Annotated in this window: 17 protein-coding genes; 6 read left to right on the forward strand and 11 right to left on the reverse strand. The window is 51.0% G+C overall.

Translation table 11 applies throughout. The features are described from left to right. Nucleotides 1-172: 172 nt before the first annotated feature. The 6 genes from trmB to gmk all read right to left on the reverse strand — a co-directional run bounded on the left by trmB (nt 173) and on the right by gmk (nt 5425). Nucleotides 173-853: a tRNA (guanosine(46)-N7)-methyltransferase TrmB gene (trmB, locus tag CSQ88_RS09970; protein WP_099397956.1), complete on the reverse strand. Its 681-nt coding sequence runs from the start codon at nt 851-853 to the stop codon at nt 173-175. A 232-nt stretch (nt 854-1085) separates the two neighbouring features. Beyond that, nucleotides 1086-1874, reverse strand: coding sequence for a thiazole synthase (locus tag CSQ88_RS09975; protein ID WP_099397957.1), 789 nt, complete (start codon nt 1872-1874; stop codon nt 1086-1088). Nucleotides 1875-1941: 67 nt separating this feature from the next. Next, nucleotides 1942-2142, reverse strand: a complete 201-nt coding sequence (gene thiS / locus CSQ88_RS09980; RefSeq protein WP_099397958.1) for a sulfur carrier protein ThiS — start codon at nt 2140-2142, stop codon at nt 1942-1944. A gap of 41 nt (nt 2143-2183) precedes the next feature. Next, a complete protein-coding gene (locus CSQ88_RS09985; protein ID WP_374700464.1) occupies nt 2184-4367 on the reverse strand; it encodes a bifunctional (p)ppGpp synthetase/guanosine-3',5'-bis(diphosphate) 3'-pyrophosphohydrolase in 2184 nt (727 codons plus the stop codon). A 57-nt stretch (nt 4368-4424) separates the two neighbouring features. Continuing rightward, nucleotides 4425-4631 (reverse strand): DNA-directed RNA polymerase subunit omega, encoded by a 207-nt coding sequence (rpoZ, locus tag CSQ88_RS09990; RefSeq protein WP_046351075.1) that lies wholly within the window; start codon nt 4629-4631, stop codon nt 4425-4427. Nucleotides 4632-4810: 179 nt separating this feature from the next. Continuing rightward, the gene (gene gmk, locus CSQ88_RS09995; protein ID WP_099397960.1) at nt 4811-5425 is read right to left on the reverse strand and encodes a guanylate kinase; all 615 of its coding nucleotides are present in this window, start codon (nt 5423-5425) and stop codon (nt 4811-4813) included. Nucleotides 5426-5719: 294 nt separating this feature from the next. On the opposite strand from gmk, the gene CSQ88_RS10000 reads away from it, so the two are divergent. From CSQ88_RS10000 to CSQ88_RS10025, 6 genes are all read left to right on the forward strand, one after another. Further along, a complete protein-coding gene (locus tag CSQ88_RS10000; protein ID WP_099397961.1) occupies nt 5720-7186 on the forward strand; it encodes an efflux transporter outer membrane subunit in 1467 nt (488 codons plus the stop codon). A 142-nt stretch (nt 7187-7328) separates the two neighbouring features. Then, a complete protein-coding gene (locus CSQ88_RS10005; protein ID WP_218963062.1) occupies nt 7329-8432 on the forward strand; it encodes an efflux RND transporter periplasmic adaptor subunit in 1104 nt (367 codons plus the stop codon). 476 nt (nt 8433-8908) lie between these two features. Further along, the gene (locus tag CSQ88_RS10010; RefSeq protein ID WP_099397962.1) at nt 8909-11962 is read left to right on the forward strand and encodes an efflux RND transporter permease subunit; all 3054 of its coding nucleotides are present in this window, start codon (nt 8909-8911) and stop codon (nt 11960-11962) included. A 506-nt stretch (nt 11963-12468) separates the two neighbouring features. Then, nucleotides 12469-13050 (forward strand): flavodoxin family protein, encoded by a 582-nt coding sequence (locus CSQ88_RS10015; protein WP_099397963.1) that lies wholly within the window; start codon nt 12469-12471, stop codon nt 13048-13050. Beyond that, nucleotides 13047-13301 (forward strand): hypothetical protein, encoded by a 255-nt coding sequence (locus CSQ88_RS10020; protein WP_099397964.1) that lies wholly within the window; start codon nt 13047-13049, stop codon nt 13299-13301. Before CSQ88_RS10015 ends, CSQ88_RS10020 begins: the two co-directional genes overlap by 4 nt. Next, nucleotides 13294-14193, forward strand: coding sequence for a polymorphic toxin-type HINT domain-containing protein (locus CSQ88_RS10025; protein ID WP_180273619.1), 900 nt, complete (start codon nt 13294-13296; stop codon nt 14191-14193). The genes CSQ88_RS10020 and CSQ88_RS10025 overlap by 8 nt, the downstream gene beginning before the upstream one ends. A gap of 256 nt (nt 14194-14449) precedes the next feature. On the opposite strand, the gene CSQ88_RS10030 is transcribed toward CSQ88_RS10025, so the two are convergent. The 5 genes from CSQ88_RS10030 to hutW form a co-directional block, all read right to left on the reverse strand. Continuing rightward, nucleotides 14450-17095 carry an EAL domain-containing protein gene (locus tag CSQ88_RS10030; protein WP_099397966.1) on the reverse strand — a complete coding sequence of 882 codons (2646 nt, stop codon included), beginning with the start codon at nt 17093-17095 and terminating at the stop codon, nt 14450-14452. A 548-nt stretch (nt 17096-17643) separates the two neighbouring features. Continuing rightward, the gene (locus CSQ88_RS10035) at nt 17644-18414 is read right to left on the reverse strand and encodes a ChaN family lipoprotein (RefSeq protein WP_099397967.1); all 771 of its coding nucleotides are present in this window, start codon (nt 18412-18414) and stop codon (nt 17644-17646) included. Nucleotides 18415-18925: 511 nt separating this feature from the next. Continuing rightward, nucleotides 18926-19567, reverse strand: a complete 642-nt coding sequence (locus tag CSQ88_RS10040; protein ID WP_180273620.1) for an NAD(P)-dependent oxidoreductase — start codon at nt 19565-19567, stop codon at nt 18926-18928. A gap of 99 nt (nt 19568-19666) precedes the next feature. Continuing rightward, nucleotides 19667-20173, reverse strand: a complete 507-nt coding sequence (gene hutX, locus CSQ88_RS10045; protein ID WP_099397969.1) for a heme utilization cystosolic carrier protein HutX — start codon at nt 20171-20173, stop codon at nt 19667-19669. A 437-nt stretch (nt 20174-20610) separates the two neighbouring features. Beyond that, on the reverse strand, nt 20611-21882 hold the full coding sequence (gene hutW / locus CSQ88_RS10050) for a heme anaerobic degradation radical SAM methyltransferase ChuW/HutW (RefSeq protein ID WP_180273621.1): 1272 nt from the start codon (nt 21880-21882) through the stop codon (nt 20611-20613). Nucleotides 21883-21912 lie beyond the last annotated feature (30 nt).

Consider the following 21912-nt stretch of genomic DNA (forward strand, 5'->3'; position numbering starts at 1 on the left):
AAAAACAATTTGGTTAGCGCATATGGGGCTTCAGCCTAATCCTATCAACTTAAGCAAAGCCGGAGCGTTATGCGATGCTTTTGTAGGTTGGGTTACGCGATAAAGCCCGCTAACCCAACCTACGAATTCTGCTTAAGTTGATAGGATTGGGCTTCACCCGCCCTACAAATAATTAAATTTTACGGAACACCAAGTCCCAAACGCCGTGGCCCAGCTTGATACCGCGGTTTTCAAACTTGGTGAGCGGGCGATAATCCGGGCGCTCGGCGTAGCTTTCTGCGGTGTTTTTTAAGCTTGGTTCATTGGATAAGACTTCCAGCATCTGGATGGCGTAGTCTTCCCAATCAGTGGCCAGATGCACATAGCCGCCGCTTTTAATACGGGAGCACAGCAGCTTCACCAGATCAGGCTGAATCAGGCGGCGTTTATTGTGGCGTTTTTTATGCCATGGATCAGGGAAGAAAATATGCGCGCCATCAAGGGAATCTGCTGCAAGCATTTTCTCCAGCACTTCAACCGCATCATACTGCACGATGCGTACATTTTGCAGGCCCTGCTCGCCCAGTAATTTAAGCAGGCTGCCCACACCCGGGGTATGCACTTCTACGCCAAGGTAATCGGTTTCTGGCTTATTCGTGGCAATCTCAGCCGTCGGGCCGCCCATACCGAAACCAATTTCCAGAATTTTAGGGCCAGTACGGCCAAATGCAGCGTTCAGATCAATCAGCGCTGGCTGATAAGAGATGCAAAACTTTTCACCAAACTCAGCGATTGCCCGCTCCTGGCCTGATGATAAATGCCCCTGGCGCAGCACAAAGCTGCGAATACGGCGCATATAATTTGGGTGTTCCATTTCTCAGTTCCTTGCAAACAAAAACGCCGCATCACGCGGCGTATTTTCTAATTAAACCTATTTTATAACAAAACCCAAATCTTTAACCACGGAGTTAAGGAGATCACGGAGTCCCACGGAGAAAAACAGTTTTGAATTGAACCCTTTGCTGATAAAGCACGATTGGTTTTCTCCGTGTAACTCTGTGTCCTCTGTGTCCTCCGTGGTTCAAGATTTGGGTTTGTTTATTTATTTACTTCGCTGCAATCAAGCCTGATACCGGTGAGCTTGGGTCTGCAGTGTAGAGCTTTCTTGGGATGCGGCCCGCTAAGAATGCATCACGCCCTGCCATCACAGCCAGCTTCATCGCCCGGGCCATCAGTACGGGGTCTTTTGCACCCGCAATCGCGGTATTCATCAAGATACCGTCGCAGCCTAATTCCATGGCAATGGCCGCGTCGGACGCCGTGCCTACACCCGCATCAACCAGCACCGGCACTTTGGCCGATTCAATAATCAGCCGCAGATTCCATGGGTTTAAAATACCCATGCCCGAGCCAATCAAAGACGCCAGAGGCATGATGGCGCAGCAGCCGATGTCTTCCAACTCTTTAGCCACAATCGGGTCATCCGATGTATAAACCATCACATCGAAGCCTTCTTTAACCAGCGTTTCTGCAGCAATCAGTGTTTCGCGCACATTGGGGTAAAGCGTACTGGCGTCCCCAAGTACTTCAAGCTTGACCAGCTTATGCCCGTCGAGCAATTCCCGCGCAAGGCGCAGGGTACGAACAGCATCGGTGGCGTTATAACAGCCTGCAGTATTGGGCAAATAGGTAAATTGCGACGGCGGCAAATACTCAAGTAAAGATGGCTGGCTGGCATCCTGGCCAATATTTACGCGGCGAATGGCCACCGTAATAATTTCTGCACCAGAAGCATACACCGCGGCACGCGTTTCTTGAAAATCTTTATATTTACCTGTGCCAACAATCAATCTGGATTGGTAAGCCTTACCCGCAATTTGAAATTGATCCGACATAGACGCCTCTTATAAATGAAGACAATACCGGGCTGCGCCAACGCTAACCCGGGCTGCGAAGTAATAATCAGCCCCCGCCTACGGCCACGACCATTTCTAAAACATCACCTTCACTTAGAAAAGTAGTGCCATGCTGGCTTTTAGGAACGATCTCGCCATTTTGCTCGATCGCAATTCGTTTGCCCTTGAGTTCAAGCAAATCAATCAGATCAAGCAGGGAAAGAGGGGCCACAAATTCGCGGGCTTCGCCATTAATTGAGATTTTCATGATTTAGTTCAGAAAGTAAAAAGAAATATGCCCCTGCGCTCTTATGAACGCATTCTTTGAATCCGATAAGCCGAAGGCAATTGGCGCAGGTTTTTCATTACCTTGGCCAGATGCGTGCGATTGCTAACCTGCAAGGTAAATTGAATCTGCATATAGCGCTCAGAAAAGCCCTCAGGCTCTTGCGTGGCCACTGCAGTAATATTGGCATCGGCCTCTGCAATGGCCGTGGCAATCGCCGCCAGGGTGCCTCTGTCGTTTTGCGCCAGAATACGTACGGGCACATCGAACAGGCGATTCACATCGGCATCCCATTCCACATCGATCAGCTTTTCGCTATCAATACGGCCATGGGCAATTTGCGGGCAATCATGGGTATGAATCACGAGGCCCTGATCTTTTTTAACAAAGCCTAAAATTGGATCGCCCGGAATCGGGTTACAACATCGCGCACACTGAATCGCCATGCCTTCACTGCCGCGCACAGCCACGGCGGCTACTTTGCGCCCGCCAGCTAATTCTTCCTGCCAATTACCGGCTAATTGCAATAAACGCTTGGCCACAACCATCGCCAGCCGTTTACCAAGGCCTAGTTCGGCCTTCACAACTTCACGGGATTTCTCGCCATTTTCTTTTAAATAGCGCTCCCACACATCATCACTCACCTGCTGCAAAGGCTGATTCAGGCTGGCAAAACCCTGAGCCAGTAAACGATCGCCCAATAATACAGATTCTTCAAAGCGCAGGCTTTTTAGGAAATGACGAATATGCGAACGTGCCTTGCCCGTAGTCACAAACGTCAACCAAGATGGATTTGGACGTGCGTGCACGGCAGAAACAATTTCTACCTGATCACCATTTTTTAAGCGCGTGCGTAATGGCACTAATTCATGATTAATTTTTGCGGCAATACAGCTGTCGCCAATATCTGAATGCACGGCATAGGCAAAATCAACACAACAGGATCCTGCGGGCATATTAAAAATCTTGCCCTTAGGCGTAAATACATACACCTGATCGGGGAATAAATCGACTTTAATATGTTCTAAAAATTCAACCGCATCACCTGATTCGGTTTGCATTTCTAATAAAGATTGCAGCCATTGATGGGTTTTTTTCTGTACATCAGAAAAACCTTCGTCGCCGCTTTTATACATCCAATGGCTGGCCACACCCGCATCGGCAATACGGTGCATATCACCCGAGCGAATCTGAATTTCAATCGGCGTGCCATAAGGGCCAAAGAGCGTGGTATGCAGGCTTTGATAGCCATTGGCTTTGGGAATCGCAATATAATCTTTAAATTTGCCTGGAATAGGCTTAAACAAAGCATGCAATGCGCCCAGCGTAAGATAGCTGGTGGGTACGTCTTTGACAATTACTCTAAATGCATAGATATCCAGCACTTCAGAAAAACTGAGTTGTTTTTCCTGCATTTTGCGGTAAATGCTATAGAGGTTTTTTTCGCGGCCCGTTACGCTGGCTTCAATTTTAGCTGCGGCCAGTTTGTCTTTAATTGAATCTAATATCTTGCCCACCACTTCGCGGCGATTACCGCGGGCGGCTTTTAATGCCTTGGATAAAACACCATAGCGATTAGGGTGAAGATATTTAAATGCAAGATCGTCTAATTCCTGATACGCGCTATTCAGGCCAATACGATTGGCAATGGGCGCGTAAATTTCCATAGTTTCGCGGGCAATCCGCTTTTGCTTATCCGGACGCATGGCATCCATGGTGCGCATATTATGCAAGCGGTCAGCCAGCTTAATCAGCATCACACGCAAATCACGCGCCATCGCCAGCAGCATTTTGCGGAAATTCTCGGCCTGTGCTTCTTCTTTACTTTGGAACTCCAGCTTGTCGATTTTGCTCATGCCATCGACCAGCTCGGCAACTGTTTTACCAAACTTTTCAGTCAGTTCAAGTTTGGTAACACCGCTGTCTTCCATCACATCGTGCAGCAAAGCGCCAGCCAGCGCCTGAGCGTCGAGCTTCCATTGGGTAAGAATGGTGGCCACCGCAAGCGGATGGGAAATATAAGGCTCGCCAGAGCGGCGAACCTGGCCCCGGTGCGAGGCATCAGCAAAGCAAAAAGCCGCAGCCAGAAACTGCCGGTCTTCCAGCTTTAAATAGGAGGTATTCAGGGAAAGAAAGCGATTTGCATCGGCGAACACTTCCGGGGCGGTACTCGCCAACTCGGGTAAATCAATATCTGCCAGCAGCATTTCCATAATCGGGCCCAAAATAAAACAGGCCCGGCATACAGCCGGGCCGGAAGAAGCTTAAGAGCGCTTAATCAGAATATCGCGGCTAACCAAACCTGCGGCCACTTCACGCAGTGCAAGTACAGTTGGCTTTTCACGGCCATTGTGCTCGATCTGTGGAGTAGAACCATTTGCAATTTGGCGAGCGCGATAAGCTGCTGCTAATGTCAAATCAAAACGATTTTCGATGCGGTTGAGGCAGTCGTCTACGGTAACTCGAGCCATGGCGTTGTCCCTGGAAATAATATGGATGATGCGCACAACCGTGCGACTAACCCTTGATTCTATCAGAAAACCATGCAATCCGTCAGCGATTAGCCCCGGCCCCCGCAAAAAAACAGCTTATCACGCCATCAGGCAAGCACTGCGGGCATGACCAATGCCTGCCACAGCAGGCTGAATCATTACGCTTTTAAGCTGCTGATCAGGGTTTGATGACGCGTGCTTTGACGATGCAGCTTCAGGCGCTCTGCCCTTACTGCGCTCACGATATCGCGCACTGCTTCATCGATATGTTCATTCACAATCACATAATCGAACTCTTCAACGTGGCTGATTTCTTCTTTTGCCACACGCATCCGGCGCTCAATCACTTCATCGCTGTCTTTGCCGCGATTTTTCAAACGCTGCTCAAGAATCTCTACCGAAGGCGGCAAAATAAACAGACCAATCGCTTCCGGGAACAGGCGGCGAACTTGCGCAGCGCCCTGCCAGTCGATTTCTAAAAGAATATCGCGGCCAGTCGCAATTGCCGTATTAATCCATGTCTGCGAGGTGCCATAATAATTACCATACACCTCGGCGTGCTCCAGAAAATCACCGTTATGGATCATTTGCTCAAACACTTCACGGCTTACAAAATGATAATCCTTTCCGTCTACTTCACCTGGGCGCGCGGCACGGGTAGTGAAAGATACTGAAAGCTGTACATTTTGGTCTGCGGCAAGAAGCGCTGCGACCAGTGTGGTTTTTCCAGCACCTGAAGGCGCAGTCACCACAAAAAGATTACCTTTTGCCATCGAACAAATCCTGTAATAAAACTACACGAAGATTAGCATTAGACGCCAAATCAGGCGAGCGCTTGCCACATTTAAATTTACAACACGGGGCAAGATAAATGATTAGCCCTGTTTATTAAAACATAAGCATGCACTGCACACTCAATAATATTTCTTTACATGTAAGAATAAAAATATACTTAACAAAAATCAAACCTTGGTTGCCTGACACTGGCGACTCAATTAGCATACTGCTGGGCATAAATCGTGCCCAAAAATAGTATCATTCCAACCGTATGTCGCCTGGGGTTTTGTATGTTGCCTGCATTACACAGCCTAACCATCAAGCAGCTGCACTGGGTAGCCAGCCTCAGTCTGCTTGCTGGCTGCGCCGTTAATATCCCCAAACCATCTCCTCAGGAGTTAGCCCCGGCTGCAAGCGAATGGAATAGCCCTCATCAGAGTAGTGCCTCTGTACAAAATAGCTGGGCGAGCTGGCAAGATGCAAGCCTGAATACTTTACTCGCACACACGCTCGCCTCCCACCCCAATATCGCGCAGGCCAAGGCCAAAATTAGCGAAGCACGCGCAGAAGCGGCCGCCATCGGCGCACACCTTTGGCCCAATATCAGCGCCACGACTGGCTATAGCCGAGGGATGAACTCGCTGCCCAATGCGGAATCAGCTAAAAACTTAGCCAATGCAGGGCTGGATGCACGCTGGGAACTTGATCTATGGGGCGGCATTGCCGCAGCCCGGCAAGGCGTCTATGCCAACCTGAGCAGCAATGAAAACGCCTACGAGCAGGCTGCGGCCAGCCTGGCTGCGGAGCTGGCAAACACCCTGACCGCTTACCGGGCGTGCAAAGGGCAAGAGGCTATATCCGCACAGATTTTAGAATCCCATATCCTCAGCGCCAGACTGATGCACAGCAAGCTGGATGTGGGCCTGGCCAGCCTTGTGGATGCGGCCAAAAGTGATCACGAACAAGCCGAAGCCCGCTTTCAGGCCAGCGATATCGCAACCCAATGCGGCGTGACGCTCAAAGCGCTGGTGGCCATAACGGGCACGCAGGAAGACGCCCTTAAAACCATGCTTGCGCCAGAGGCAGGCATGATGCCCGGCCGCCCCGCGCTGGCTGTTAAAAGCATCCCGGCCGAAGTGCTTGCAGACCGGCCTGATATTAAAAGCGCAGCCTTATTACTGGAAACAGCTGCAGCAGAAGTGGCCGTCAAAGAAGTGGCCCGTTATCCATCGGCCTCTTTACTTGGCATGATTTGCGTGGGCTGCCAGCTCAGTGAAGGCATTAATTTAGACAGCCGCAACTGGTCGTTTGGCATCAACTTTAATATCCCCGTGTTTAATGCAGGTGAGCTGAGCGCCAAACAAGATGCGGCCATGGCCCGCTATCAGCAAGCGATTTACAGCTACCAGCAGCTGGCCAGGCAGGCGGTGCGGGAAATAGAAGAAAACATGCTGCGTCTGGATGACAGCCAGCGCCGCACCCAAGTACTGCAGCAGCAGCTCAGCCTTGCCCGCGTACAGCTCAAAGCCAGCCAGGCACTTTATAAAGTCGGCAGCGCCAGCCAGCTGCAGGCAGCAGAAACAGAGCGCTATGAGCTGGCCGCCCAAAGCCGCCTGCTCACCCTGCAAAGAGAACAAAACGCCAACTGGATTGCACTTTACAAAGCGCTGGGCGGAAAAGCGCCGAATATTGCTGAACAAAAAGATCAGCAGACACAGAGCGCAGCGATAACAAAAAGCACACAAAACAACAGGTGAACTGGCTTCACAGGGCATGCAAGCCGCTGCACAGCGCCCGGTCTGTTACACCAGCAACATTAAACATCTGGCTGTACCCGAAGCACCGTACGCCGGATAACAAATACACCAATATGCCCCCGATAAATTGGAGCTGCACCCCATGCGTATCCTCAAGCAACACCCCAAGCTGACTGCGATCTGCGCCGGCCTTGTGCTTTGCGGGGTGATCGCACTGATTGCCATGCCTAAAAGCATTGCCAAGGCCACCGAAGCCACACGGCCCGCGATGACCGTAACGGTGGTTTCACCAGCGAAGCAAACATGGCCGGTGGTGGTGAATGCCAATGGCAATATCGAGGCATGGCAAGAGTCCGTCATTGGTGCAGAAATTGGCGGCTATGCACTGGCCGAAGTGCAAGCGCAAATCGGCGATGTGGTGAAGCGGGGCCAGGTATTGGCGCAGTTTTCCAGCGACACACTCAAAATCGAGCTGGCTCAGCAGCAAGCCGCCCTAGCAGAAGCAGAAGCAGCATGGAATGAAGCCACAGATAACGCCGGGCGTATTCGCAAGCTCGACAGCAATGGCGCGCTCAGCAGCCAGCAAATCCAGCAATCTGTTTTACAAGAACAAGCCGCAGCCGCCCGCCTGCAAGCCGCCAAAGCCCGCCTTGCCGCCCAGCAATTACGCATCAAACAAAGCCAGGTAAGCGCCCCGGATGATGGCGTGATTTCTGCCCGCAGTGCCACCGTGGGCGCGGTTGTGCAGCCTGGGCAAGAGCTATTTAGATTAATCCGGCAAAGCCGCCTGGAATGGCGCGCCGAAGTCAGCGCGGTTGATGCCGCACGCATCAAAAACGGCCAACAAGTCAGCATCACCCTGCCCAATGGCCAGTCGGTAAACGGCAAAGTCCGCAAAGCCGCTCCCACCGTGGATGCCCGCACGCGGAATTTGCTGGTGTATGTCGACCTGCAAAACACCTCACTCGATACCGCCAAGCCCGGCATGTTTGCCAAAGGCGCATTACAAACCGGCCAGGGCGATGTGCTCACCCTGCCCGGCAACAGCATCGTCATGCGCGACGGCTTTGCCCATGTATTTGTGCTGGGCGCAGGCAACAAAGTCAAAATGCAGCGCGTGACATTAGGCAGGCAAGACAGCCAAAGCATGGCCGTCAGCGGCGTCGGCAAAGACGCCCAAATCATCGCCAGCGGCGCAGGATTCTTAGCCGACGGCGATGTGGTGAAAGTGGTTGCTGCCAAATAAACAGCCGCGAATGCCAAAACAATAAAACCCAAATTTTGAAACACGGAGGACACGGAGTTTCACGGAGGAAAGCAAGGCTTGAAGCAGGTTGTTTTACCGTATCCGCAGGGTGGGTTAGGCCAGAAAATGCACTAAATATGGGCGCTGCCGCATCCGGGCCGTAACCCACCGCAGCGCAGTGCCATGGTGGGTTACGGCCGAAATAAATCAGCCCCCCTAATGAGAATCAAGAGCGGCCTAACCCACCCTACGGTGACCTTTTTCTTCTAAAAGAATTGTGTAGATACTTATGCCCCGCGGTGGCTACCGCTCCAAAATCAAGGTGCCGAAGGCACTAAAAAGTTCTTTTTGACTTTGCTTAGCTTAGATGGTGAAACCCGCCGAGCTTTGACATGAAATGATAGGAAAACGGCGGGTCTCACCCGCCCTACAAAAACACATAGCAATCCCCTAAGCCACGCCCTTAAGGATAAGTAATGAATTTTTCTGCCTGGTCGATCAGAAACCCCATCCCGGCCATTATGTTATTTGTCTTACTGTCTTTAGCCGGTGTGCTGTCTTTTCAAAGCATGAAGGTGCAGGACTTCCCCGATATTGAGCTGCCTATGGTCACGGTCACGGCCATACAGCCAGGGGCTGCTCCGGCTCAACTGGAAAGCGAAGTCGCCAGAAAGCTTGAAAACTCAGTCTCCGCCCTGCAAGGGGTAAAACACGTCTACAGCAAGATTCAAGACGGCAGCGTGATGCTGACGGTTGAATTTGTACTGGAAAAACCCGTCAACGAAGCGGTAGAAGATGTGCGTAATGCGGTCAGTGGCGTACGCGGTGATCTGCCCAGCGACCTGAAAGACCCTGTGATTGGCAAGGTAGAATTCTCTGGCGTGCCGTTTTTGGTGTTTACCGTAGCATCTAATACATTGGGCGAAGAAGCTCTTTCATGGCTGGTGGATAACAAAATCAGCAGGGAAGTTCGGGCCGTTTCTGGCGTGGGTAAGTTTGCCCGTGTAGGAGGGATTAACCGTGAAGTGCGGGTAGAAATCGACCCTGCACGCCTCGCAGCCTTAGGGGTGAGCGCTGCCGATATATCCCGCAGCCTGGCACAAACCCAGCGTGATTCATCTGGCGGGCGAAGCGATCTGATCGGCAGCGAACAGGCAATCCGCACGCTGTCTACCGTGCAAAGCGCGGGCGAATTAGGCCAGATGACACTCCCTCTGAACGATGGCCGCAGCATCCGCCTCGATCAGGTTGCCACCATTACCGACACCACCGCCGAGCGCCGTTCGATTGCTCTTCTCGATGGCAAGCCTGTGGTGGGTTTTGAAATCAGCCGCTCACGCGGGGCAAGTGAAATTGAAGTTGCCGCAGGCATTCACGCGGCGCTGGAAAAGATTAAAGCTGCCAACGCGGGCCTCACCATTACCGAAGCCTACAATATGGCCGAGCCAGTACAGGAATCCTTTGACGGATCGATGAAGCTGCTTTGGGAAGGCGCCCTGCTGGCGGTGCTGGTGGTATGGTGGTTTTTACGCGACTGGCGCGCCACCTTGGTTTCTGCCGCCGCCTTACCGCTGTCTATCTTGCCCGCCTTTATTGGCATGGCTTATTTAGGCTTCAGTTTAAATACCGTGACGCTGCTTTCCTTAGCACTGGTCGTCGGGATTTTGGTTGATGACGCGATTGTAGAAATCGAAAATATCGTCCGCCATTTACGCATGGGCAAGTCCCCCTATCAGGCCGCCATGGAAGCGGCGGATGAAATTGGCCTTGCCGTTATTGCCACGACGTTTGCCCTCGTTGCCGTATTTTTGCCCACCGCATTTATGGCGGGGATTCCAGGTAAATTCTTTAAGCAATTTGGCTGGACAGCGGCGCTGGCCGTGATGGCATCCCTGATTGTGGCGCGTTTACTGACGCCGATGATGGCGGCTTATATCCTCAAACCCATCACGCACGAGCATAAAGAAGGCCGCATGATGCTGGCCTATTTAAAACTGGCGGACTGGTGCTTAAGGCATCGCAAGCTCACCACCCTGTTCTCGCTGCTATTTTTTATCGGCTCTTTAATGTTGGTGCCGCTGCTGCCTACCGGCTTTATTCCACCTGATGATCGATCACAAACGCTGGTCAAGATTGAGCTGCCGCCAGGAGCCACACTGGAAGAAACCAGTGCCGTTGCCGAACGCGCTCGTGTCTTGCTTGGCAGCGAAAAATCCATCACTCGCATCTATACCGCTATCGGCGGCGGCGGAGCGGGGGCCGATCCCCTTGCGGCTGGTGGCGTCACCGAAGTGAACAAAGCCAACCTAACCCTCACCTTAAGCGAGCGTACCGAGCGCAATAAAAAAATCATTATCGAATCGCGTTTACGTGACTTACTCAAAAATATTCCAGGCGTGCGCCTGAGTGTGGGCCTTGGTGGATCAGGGGAAAAATTCCAGCTTATTTTAAGAGGTGACGACGCCGCCACCTTGGTCGCCACGGCGCAAAATGTGGAGCGCGATATGCGCACGATTCAAGGCGTAGGCGCGGTAACCTCAAGCGCCAGCCTGGTGCGCCCCGAAGTCAGCATCCGGCCAGATCTGGCCCGTGCGGCTGATTTAGGCGTCAACATGGCCAGCATCTCGGACACGATTCGCATCTCTACCGTCGGCGATTTTGACACCCACGTTGCCAAGCTTAATCTGCCCGAGCGGCAAATCCCCATCGTGGTGCGCCTGCCCGACAGCACACGCAAAGATTTGGAGCAAATCAAGCAGCTGAAAGTACCGGGCAAAAATGGCGATGTGATGCTGGGCGAAGTAGCCAGCGTAGCCTTATCGTCCGGCCCTAGTCAGATTGATCGCTACGATCGAGCCAGAAATGTGATTTTTGATATCGAGCTGAGCGGACGCTCGCTAGGGGATGTGAGCGCAGAAGTCGATAAGCTACCCAGCCTGCTGCAACTGCCCAAGGGCGTAGAGCGTGCAGCCTTTGGTGATGCAGAAGAAATGAAAAAACTCTTCGCCAGCTTTGGCATCGCCATGCTCACCGGCGTGCTCTGCATTTATATGGTGCTGGTGCTGCTGTTTAAAGATTTTATGCAGCCCGTCACCATTCTGGCGGCTTTGCCTTTATCGATAGGCGGTGCATTTTTAGCGCTCTTAATCGCGCAAAGCTCATTCTCTATGCCTACGCTGATTGGCCTGATTATGCTGATGGGCATCGCCACCAAAAACTCCATTTTGCTGGTCGAATACGCCATCGTCGCCCGCCGGGACGGCATGAGCCGCTTTGACGCGCTGATGGACGCAGGCTTAAAACGCGCCCGCCCCATCGTCATGACCACCATCGCCATGGGCGCAGGTATGTTGCCGATTGCACTGGGCATCGGTATCGACCCCAGCTTCAGATCGCCCATGGCCATTGCCGTAATCGGCGGCCTGATCACCTCCACCCTGCTCAGCCTCCTGGTGGTGCCGGTGGTATTTACCTTTGTGGATGATTTTGTGCAGTGGCTTAGCAGAAGCAGAAAGCGCGCACTCCCCTAGCCCTTGGGAATCGCCCTTCTCCCACTTCGGGGGAGGAGGCTAAGTAGCGCACGCACAAGTATTTAGATTTAATCATCGTAGGGCGAGTACACCCCCATACGCGTTAGCCAATTTTTTTCATTAGCAAACAGCAAAAAAGCACAACAACCACGCTCTTTGCATAGGGCTTTTTACAATCCCCTTGAAACACGCCGGAGTGAGGAACAAGCGGGGCGGGGTTTCGGCAAGGGAGCGAGGAACGAGCCAATCCCGCCCGCCGCCGACTCGATTGTCCGCAGCGCAGGGGCTTTCGTGTTTCGTGGGGTGGCCTTCTTTGGCTTCGTTTCTTGGCCACACAAGAAAGGAAGGTCCAGCGGGACGCCCGCACCTAAATCAACGTGCCGAAGGCACTAAAAAGGTCTTTTTGACTTTGGTTAGCACGTACGAGTTTGCTCCCCCCTACGAAAAACATTTCGCTTAATTTGATAGGGTTGGACTAAGGACCAGCACATCTGAGACTAAAACCCATGCCATCCATCGTCATCATTTACCACTCAGCAAGCGGCACGACGGCACAATTGGCTGATGCCATTTTTGCCGGTGCTCAGGAGCTGGCAACGCCGTCAGTTTACCGCATCAGCGGTGCAGAAATCATTGCCGGGCGCTTTAAAAATGAAGAAATCTGGGCGCAACTCGATCAGGCTGACGCCATTATCTTTGGCAGCCCCACTTATATGGGCGGGCCTTCGGCGCAATTTAAAGCGTTTGCCGATGCATCGGGGGAGCGCTGGAGCCAGCGCGCTTGGGCAAATAAAATCGCCGCTGGTTTCACCATAGGCACGCTGGCCAACGGCGATCAATCAAGCACCCTGCTCTCTTTTAGCGTGTTCGCCGCCCAGCACGGCATGCTCTGGTGCGGCCTGGATATTGCGGGTGGCCATGATGAGCAAGGGCGTAACCGGCTGGGCACTCAGCTAGGGGTCGCAGCACAAAGCAATGATGGACAAGTGAATGCCATTGATTTAATGACTGCGCATTATTTAGGTAAGCGTGTCGCGCAAATTGCCCTGAAAATGAGCAACAAACCCATAGCCAAGGACACCCCATGAAATACATCGCCCTAAGAGTTCGCACCGCCATGCTGGTTCACGGCTATACCGCCGAGAATCAAGAAATCGTCGAAGAATTCCATGACGAGCCTTTCTTAGAAAAACTGATCGCGATTGAGCGAATTCAATCCGTTACCGGAAAATATCTTCTAGTCAACTCATCGCATGGCCGGGTGATGTATTGGGAATATGAGGGCGATCTGGATTCGATTGCACAAAGATTAAATGCGGCGGGCTTACTTGTTGCCTGATCATACTCAGCCCCTCTTCCCTGTCATTCAAACCCCGCGCTTAAACCTGCGCGAGCTGGTGAAGGACGACGCGCCAGCGATCTTTGCCATTCATAGTGATACAGATGCCATGCACAAAGAAATTGAATATCAGAAGCTGCTTGCCGGTAGTTGCGAACTATTTAATTTGGATAAAAAAGGCAAGCATTTGCCAAAGCAAGTGGGCGGCTGCTTTATTGCCGGGACACTGGTTCATACCGATCAGGGGCTGAAACCCATTGAAAAAATCCGGATCGGTGATCGCGTGTTATCGCAGCCGGAAGGTGGCGGTGAGCGGGTCTGCAAACAGGTCGTCAATACCTTCACTTACGACGACAAAGAGATCTGGGTTGTTAAATATACGCTAGCATCCGAAGCCCATTTGAAACGTGATAAACCGCTTCACCATTTGTATACCACGGCTAACCCCCCATTCTGGGTCGATGGTGAAGGATGGACTGCGGCGGATGAGTTGAGCGCAGATCAGCAATTGCAGTTGGTAGATGGGGGCATTGCCATTGTGCAGCAAGTGTGGCCGGTTTGGCGCACACCGGTGGCAGGTATGGGCTGGGTGCGAACTGATATTCTGGGCATTCCAGACAACGAAAGTGAAGCACATATAGTCGATTTTCGCACTAGCTGCGACCTCTGGGCATATCCGTTACGTCGCGAGCGCGATGCCGCCGTACCCTATTCCTACCCTGGAGATTTTGATTGTACGATTTTTGATCATAAAGCAATGCTGTCCATTATTTATGATGAAGGGGATCGCGCGTTTAAATCTCGTGTTTACAATTTGGAAGTAGAAGATTGCCACACCTATTATGTCGGCGAAGAGGGGGTCTGGGTTCGCAATAGAATGACTAAGAGCTAGAGAGATTGCATGAGGGTCAGCACATCAAAATTTCTGATGAAACAAATTGCAATATGCCCTGTTAGAAAATAATCACCAAATATAGCTCAAAACAAATCCCTTGCGACCGATCAAGAGTAAACCATCCTCCCCTGGCGTTTTATCGGGAATCCAGCCGCGCCGCCTGATTCCCGCCAAAGGCATGCGGGAATGACGATGTTTCGTTGCAGCAAATGAATAATCTGCCCAGGCATCAGCCGGTCAATTAAGCCAGCGTTCAGGCAAGCGGCCCGGCTTTACCCGTGCCACACCACGCTTGCGGCCATTCTTCCAAAGGCGCTGGGCGGCCAAAGTGGTAGCCCTGCGCGCGCTGGCAGCCCAGCTCGTATAATCTTTGGGCTTGCTCGGCGGTTTCTACCCCTTCAGCCACCAGAGGCACATCAAACCCTGCGGCAAGGCGGATAATCGCGGAAATAATGGCTTCGCTCTTATGATTATCCAAAAAGCGGCTTACAAAAGACTGATCAATTTTCAGGCAATCAAAGGCAAACTGATGCAGATAAGACATCGATGAATAGCCCGTACCAAAATCATCAATCGCAATAGATACCCCCAGATTTCTGATCCGCCCAATCAAAGTGGCAATCACATTACTGTCTTCAATCAAAATAGATTCAGTAATTTCCAGCGTTAAATTATGGGGAGGCAGATTATACTCAAGCAGAATATTTTCCAGATTCTGATAAAAATCAGACTGAATCAGCTGCCGCACAGAAACATTGACATGCACATCAAAATCGCTGGCCCGGCCATTTTTTAAACGCCCGGCAATCTGGCGGCATGATTCACGCAACACCCAATTACCAATTTGTAAAATCAAACCAGATTCTTCAGCTAAGGGAATAAACACACCCGGCGCAACTAAGCCACGCTGGCCGCTTTGCCAGCGCACCAAAGCCTCTGCCCCAATCACCTGGCTGTCATTTAAACTGACAACCGGCTGAAAATATATTCTGAATTCATTTTTTTCTATGGCTGCATTTAATTCAGCAATTAAATGTATTTTTTTAGCTGATTGCTCAGCCATGCTTCCCTGAAATACTTCATAAGAAATCGGGCCTTTTTCTTTAGCCTTACTCAATGCCATACTGGCATTGCGCATATTTTCAATCAAATCGTCATGATTAAAAGGGGCGCAGACCACACCCAAACTGGCTGTAATCAAAACCTCATCATATTGCAAATTAAAAGACTGCGAAAAACTACCCTGGAAACTGTTAATTAAATGATCAAGGCTGGTTTGATGAAAATCGATGGGCAGGCACACCACAAATTCTGTTTCTGCCACACGGGCAAACAATGCTTTTTCCGGCAAATGCGGTTTCAGATTATTGACAATAGCACAGAGCAATTCTTCGCCCTGCTCATAACCAATACTATCGTGAATACTGCGGTAATTATCCAGACCAATCAAAAACAAAGCATCCCATTTCATATCTGGCGTTTTTTTAACCAGCTCCAGCATTTCCTCAAGCAAGCCTTCCCTGCTCAGCAGCCCGGTAATATGATCATGGCGGATACGGTAATTAAGCTGATCAAAAGAGCAGGACAAAGCATTCGACATTTCATCAAATGCATTGGCCAATAATTTGGTTTCTTTAAGCTGCAGCCCGCCAGCAATCGTAGGCTGCCACTCTTGTTTTGCCAAAAGCCGGGCGGTTTGTGCGGCAAGCAAAATAGGTTTTGTAATACTGGCAATGGTTTTCCATGCCACCAGAGCAGCAAAAAAACCAATACTTAATACAATAATAAAGGTAATCAGCATATCTTTCTTAAGCGTGCCTAATAAATCACGCTCCGGGATTAAAACAACAATACGCCAATTTAAACCATTACCATCCACTACCGGAGAAACACGGCCATATATTTTTTCACCATTGAGATTAAATTCAAAATCTTTCACATCTTTTTTTAATAAAAGCGGCGCACTGTTTTTTACCATCAGATTTGAGCTGTCTTTAGGTTTAAGCAGCTTGGCACTTTCCTGATTTGGCAATTTTAATAAGGGCATGCGGGGCAAAGGGTCTTCATGGGTAGAGTGCGAAATAAGCTCGTTATTTTCCCCAACAATATAAATTGCACCGTGGCCCAGATTAGGGCTGGCGCGCAGATAGCCATCAAAATTATCCAGCTTAATATCGCTGGCCACAACACCAATAAAATTAGCCGCCCCATCATATAGCGGGCTACTGAAAGAAACGGTAATCCCCTGTACTGCATCGTAATCCTGATAAGCCGCTGTCCAGGATGGTTTTTTACTTTTTCCAACAGGGGCATACCATGGCCTTGGCCTTGGATCATAATTTTCAAATTGATTTAAAATGGGATCAGACGATTGCAAACCTTTATAAAAGTTTAAATAACCATTCGTTCTGCGGTCTTTAAGCAGAAGAGAAAATTGATTGGTTAAAATTTCCCGGCTGATTGCAATATATTCACCATGCACAGAGCCAAATGAAATCAGACTCAGTTGTTTCTGATCGGGGAAAATCTCACCCAGAATATGGGCAAACGGCACTTCAAACTGTGATAAATCCTTATCTAAAGGCGAATACTGCTCTCTCATCAGCACAGCCACCATTCGGTTTGCCAGCGCCGGGGCACGCAAAAAAACATTTAAATCGCTGCGCACAGCCGCTACTTCAGCCGAAATCACTTTACTGCTTAAATTTTTAAGCATTTTGGATTGATTGCGCATTTGCAAACTAATAATCGAACCTAGCGTTAATGCCAGCATAATGATAAAAGTAGCAGTAACGGCAAACTGGAGTGACACCCTTCCGCGCAGTTTCAAATTTTCTAGTCCCAAAGCATGCCTCAACTTTTTAAGAATTTCACTGCGCAGCAAAACATCATCTGCCATGCGCTGCGCCCAGCAAGAACGAGGCCTTCATGCCATCTTAAGATCATGCACTAAGGTGCAGCTGATCATTCAATTTGTTTTAGATGGCTTAGAAAAAAACAAGTGTTTATTTCAATTTAAGCCGATATTTTTTGCGGCTTGTTCATAGCTATAAACCGATTTAAATTGGAAAATACCGTTTTAGCGCCAAATATTACTAAATTCTAATGTATATGACTACAAACCCTATGCAGAAACAACAAGTGATATGCCATCGCCGCTGCAAATCAACAGCTTATGCATAGCCATTGCATTACCCTGCATTCTTATCCCACTCTAAATCCTAGATCTAAATTTTTGCTTCTACAACATGACTCTTATTGTTACAAGCATAAAAAAATCGTAATGAAGTTAAGGCTTCAGTACGATTTTTTTTAACATTTGCTTAGGGATTAATACAATCAGCCACAAAATCTATTTATCATTTAAATCCACTGCTGCAATGATTAATTGAAAAAAAGATATAGACCGCCTGAGCCAGTTTCAAACCGGGCGGCAGTTCAGCATGCTTAAAAACTTGCGCAAGGATCTGCCCTGTTTGCCGGGGCAATCAATTGCTCCTGATCAAATGCCCCCTGCTTACTGCCTTCAACAAAGCCCACAGACAGCGTGCCAGGCAGCCAGACCGGCACGCCCATATCGCGGCGCACATGGCCATTACCCGCCAGCAGCACCACACCCCGCGACTGGTAAGGCTTCATGACTTTAGCCATCATCGCATCGCGGGCGATTTGTGCCAGCGCCATGCCATCGAGTAAGTTTTCCGGCAGCTTATTGCAATGCCCCACGCGTACTTCTTCACGCTGAGCAGCCAGTAAACCCGCAGGTAGCTGAGTCAGCCCCAGCTCTTTGGCATCGGGCAGCGAAGAAAGGCCGGACTTCACCACTTTGCCTGCATCCTGGCGCGATAAATTAGCCGCAATAATCGGTAAATCGTAGCGCATGGCCAGCTCGATTACGGGCCTGTAAAGCGGCCAATCCCAGCGCTTGCCGCCGATTTTTTGAATTAAATAATCAGGATTATCCGGCTGCTCCAAACGCGCTTGATCCAAATCTGCCTGGCGCTCCACATCAAACTGCTCCATGGCAATCGCCGGGCGCCAGCCTGCTTGCACGGCTTTTTCTAAAGCCTGAAAACGAGCCTGATGCCCCAGAGCGTTATCGTGCACTTCGCCCATCAGCACATAAGATTTCCCGGCAAAAGGCGCACTGGCCGGGCTATTGGCACATGCGCTTAAAACAAGCGCCGCACAGAGGGCGGGGAGGATTTTTTTATACATGTGTGCCTTAGCAAATGAATGGTGGTGATAAATCTGTGAATCTCTTAGGGCGGGTGAAACCCGCCTAGTTTGGGCATGACGTAACAGGGAAAACGACGGACTACACCCCATAGGCGCAAACCATTTTGCTTTTACATTAGCAAACAACGAAAAAACCATAACCACGCTCTCTGCATAGGGCTTTAAAGTCCTCTTGAAACACGCCGGAGCGAGGAACAAGCGGGGTGGGGGATCGCTTGGGAGCGAGGCAGCGAGCCAATCCCGCCTGCCGCCGACTGTCCGCAGCGAAGGGGCCCTCGTGTTTTTGAGTTTGTGGCTTGACTTCGTTTCTTGGCCGTTCAAGAAAGGAAAGCCCCCGCAGTGGCCAACCGCTCCAAAATCAACGTGCCGAAGGCACTAAAATGGTCTTTTTTATTTTGCTTAGCACACATAGGGTTACACCCGCCCTAAGATTCATGCTTATAAATGAGCGGCAGCTGGGCTGTGCCCAGCCTACAAGTGTTAAGTAGAATCAAACAGGATCTGCCGGCCCCAGAATGGTCCACGCTTTATGAAGGCGCTCATCCTCAGCAAAAATTTCCAGCATTGCACTGGCAACATCAGCTCTGGGCAGATAATTGCCCGCATCATCACGCCCTGCCAGTACCCGATACTGGCCGGTGGCGGGCTGATGGCTCAGGCCTGCCGGCCTTGCAATCATCCAGGCTAAAGCGCTTTGCTCTAAGCGCTGTTCGGCCTGATTTTTAGCTTTAATCGCCTCGCCCAACATACGCTGAGCCCCTTCTGCCAAAGAATCCCATTGATCACCGCAGCCTAAAGACGTGCCAAGTAAAAACCGTATTTGGGGTGCCGCCACTTCGATGGCTTCGATCACATTTAAATTGCCTAGGGCATCAATCCGCTGGCCTGCGGCATTTTTACCGCCCAAAACACTGATCACCCGCTCTGCGCCAGCCTGCCTGATGGCGGCGATGCAGTCATCCAGGCTGAAAGCATCCCCCGTAATCAGGGTAATACCCAACTCGTTTAAAGCCGCAGTATCACTCTCGGCCCTCACCATGGCGGCCACCTTTTCACCGCGCAGCACGCTGCCCCTAGCAAGGCACAGCCCCAGCCCGCGGCTGGCGCCAAAAATCAATACATCGTGTATCACTTGAATGGCCTTTCAAAATTGTAAATAACAATCATCATCATTTAAACATTACAGCATTCCCTTGATACCTTGTAGCCCAAATAATGCTCATCCTACTTTTTAGCCAGCAACAACTTCGTCCTTTGCAAAGAATCGATACAGTGCTTCAAGCTGGCTGGCGGAGATTTCACCACTGCTACCTCTGCCTAAAAACACCTTAAACATCACACCGCCCTCGTGATTGGTAAACACCACAGACGCCGTATCGCGGCCCATAAAGGGGCGCTCAATCGCATAAATCGCACCGCAATTACCTACCCTTAAATGCCCGTGCAAGCCTGTTGGCCCCGGCAAATTAAAAAAACCGTGACTGAACTCCCCCGCAGGAATCGGGCCTGTGAATTCCATAATCACATCGCTGCTGTGCATAATCACCGTCACATCGCCCCAGTTGGCCATTTCCAGCAATAACTCAGCCATTTTGTCACCGGCAAGGCGCTGCCACATTGCAGCGGGCAGGCATTCAATCACCTCATTCACAGGCAGAGCGGAGGCGGCGGCTAAGCCTTCCAGCACCACACCAGGATTTTTGCTAAGACGTTCACGTAAGGATTGGGTGTTGTTCATGTTTTTTTCCAAAATAGTTAACAAATTGTTATGCCAAAAAACCCAAATCTTGAAACACAGAGGCCACAGAGAACACAGAGTTTCACGGAGAAAAACAGCGCATAAATGAAGTGTTCCCAATAAGCTTTTGAGTATTTTCAACTCCAATAATCTGGGTATCTATCCCTGCTCTTGGCAGGGGGCTTTTTAAAGTCCCCTTGAAGCACGCCGAAGCGAGGAACAAGCGGGGCGGGGTTTCGGCGAGGATGTTTGAGCGAAGCGAGTCCCGCAGCCGCCGCCTCGATTGTCCGCAGTGAGGGGTTTCGTGCTGGCCGGGGCGGCCTTCTTTGCTTACTTTCTTGGCCGTTCAAGAAAGTGAGTCCCCAGCGGGGGATTCCCGCACCAAAACCACCGTGCCGAAGGCACTAAAAAACGACTACTGCCATAGCAATAACTCATCAAGCCGCATCCACCAAAGCCCGAGCCATGCTTGGCCCCCAGAAGCGGGCCAGTGGGGCGATGCTCCACAGCGAATTTTGCAGCGGTGTAATCAAGCCCTGCTGCTGCCAGCTTTGCAGCAGGGGCAGGCAGGCGGCGGGTAAAAGTGATGCGTCGATCTGGCCTATTTCGATGCCACCTTGCAAAGCCGCAACCCAGTGCTGGCTTGGGTCTGAGCGGGAGACACGGGCGATTGCGGGCGATGGTGCATCCAGATAGCGCTCTAAGTCTGATTCAATTGAATAGGCATAGCCCGCATGGCTGCCGCCCGCGCCAGAGCCAAAAGCGAGGCAGCTATGGCCCGATTTAATCGCCAGGTTATAGCGATTACGCTCCCTGCCCTGGGCAGAGCCAAAATGGCTGTTCGATAGCTGCTGCCAGCCCGCTGCGGCAAAACGATCCAGCGCCATTTGGTAAAACCCCAGCTGTGTGGGCAGACCACTCACAGGCGGAAACACGCCTTTTTCCAGCATGCGCTGGATGGGCAGGCCGGGAAACAGATTAAAGGCGTAGACATCGATGCCATCCAAACCCAGGACCAGTGCTACATCCAGATCATTCGCCCAGATGGCTTCATCCTGCCCCGGCAGGCCAAACATCAGATCGGCCACCACCACGGCTTCTTGCCCGGCAGCCAGTGTAGCCAGATAGGCGGCCGCCTCTTCACCACCGTGCTTGCGGCCTAAACGGCGGCGCAGCGGGGTATGAAAAGTTTGCACGCCTATCGAAAAACGATTCGCCCCTGCCTCAAGGCAAGCGTCGATTTTGGCGCGATCAAAATGTGATATCCGCCCTTCTACGGTGATTTCGCAATCATCAGTCAGCGGTAAATACTGCTGCAAGGCACGCAGCAAGCGCGCCAGATCCGTGCCGGATAACGCTGTGGGTGTGCCGCCGCCTAAATACACGGCGGCAATCGAGCCACCAGCCACCCGGCTGGCCGCGACATGCTGCAAATCTGCAATCACCCTATCTACATAGGGCGTGCCGTGCTCTTCTTTCCATGCGTTTTTATAAAAGCCACAAAATACGCAGCGATTTGCGCAAAAAGGGATATGCACATAGGCCAAAGAATTCGCAGGCAAAGGGGTTTGATTTATCTCTTGCCAGGCTGGAGGCCAGGCTTCGGCATCCAGAGCTTGCTGCCCCCAGAAAGGCATTAAGGCCCGGCGCTGAGTAAAGGCAGCGGCAATGGCTTGAGAGTTATTGGGTTCTGAAATAAGGGTTTGCAATGGGTTTGCCTTGTGTTTTATCGATAATGA

The organism is Iodobacter sp. BJB302 (assembly GCF_002735645.1).
Lineage (GTDB): Bacteria > Pseudomonadota > Gammaproteobacteria > Burkholderiales > Chitinibacteraceae > Iodobacter.

Bases quoted from the DNA above. Each gene is read 5' to 3' on its own strand.
- CSQ88_RS10000 (WP_099397961.1), top strand. From the start codon at position 5,720: ATGTTGCCTGCATTACACAGCCTAACCATCAAGCAGCTGCACTGGGTA.
- CSQ88_RS10005 (WP_218963062.1), top strand. From the start codon at position 7,329: ATGCGTATCCTCAAGCAACACCCCAAGCTGACTGCGATCTGCGCCGGC.
- CSQ88_RS10035 (WP_099397967.1), bottom strand. From the start codon at position 18,414: ATGTATAAAAAAATCCTCCCCGCCCTCTGTGCGGCGCTTGTTTTAAGC.
- gmk (WP_099397960.1), bottom strand. From the start codon at position 5,425: ATGGCAAAAGGTAATCTTTTTGTGGTGACTGCGCCTTCAGGTGCTGGA.
- rpoZ (WP_046351075.1), bottom strand. From the start codon at position 4,631: ATGGCTCGAGTTACCGTAGACGACTGCCTCAACCGCATCGAAAATCGT.
- thiS (WP_099397958.1), bottom strand. From the start codon at position 2,142: ATGAAAATCTCAATTAATGGCGAAGCCCGCGAATTTGTGGCCCCTCTT.
- hutX (WP_099397969.1), bottom strand. From the start codon at position 20,173: ATGAACAACACCCAATCCTTACGTGAACGTCTTAGCAAAAATCCTGGT.
- CSQ88_RS09985 (WP_374700464.1), bottom strand. From the start codon at position 4,367: ATGCTGCTGGCAGATATTGATTTACCCGAGTTGGCGAGTACCGCCCCG.
- trmB (WP_099397956.1), bottom strand. From the start codon at position 853: ATGGAACACCCAAATTATATGCGCCGTATTCGCAGCTTTGTGCTGCGC.
- CSQ88_RS10020 (WP_099397964.1), top strand. From the start codon at position 13,047: ATGAAATACATCGCCCTAAGAGTTCGCACCGCCATGCTGGTTCACGGC.
- CSQ88_RS09975 (WP_099397957.1), bottom strand. From the start codon at position 1,874: ATGTCGGATCAATTTCAAATTGCGGGTAAGGCTTACCAATCCAGATTG.
- CSQ88_RS10010 (WP_099397962.1), top strand. From the start codon at position 8,909: ATGAATTTTTCTGCCTGGTCGATCAGAAACCCCATCCCGGCCATTATG.
- CSQ88_RS10015 (WP_099397963.1), top strand. From the start codon at position 12,469: ATGCCATCCATCGTCATCATTTACCACTCAGCAAGCGGCACGACGGCA.
- CSQ88_RS10030 (WP_099397966.1), bottom strand. From the start codon at position 17,095: ATGGCAGATGATGTTTTGCTGCGCAGTGAAATTCTTAAAAAGTTGAGG.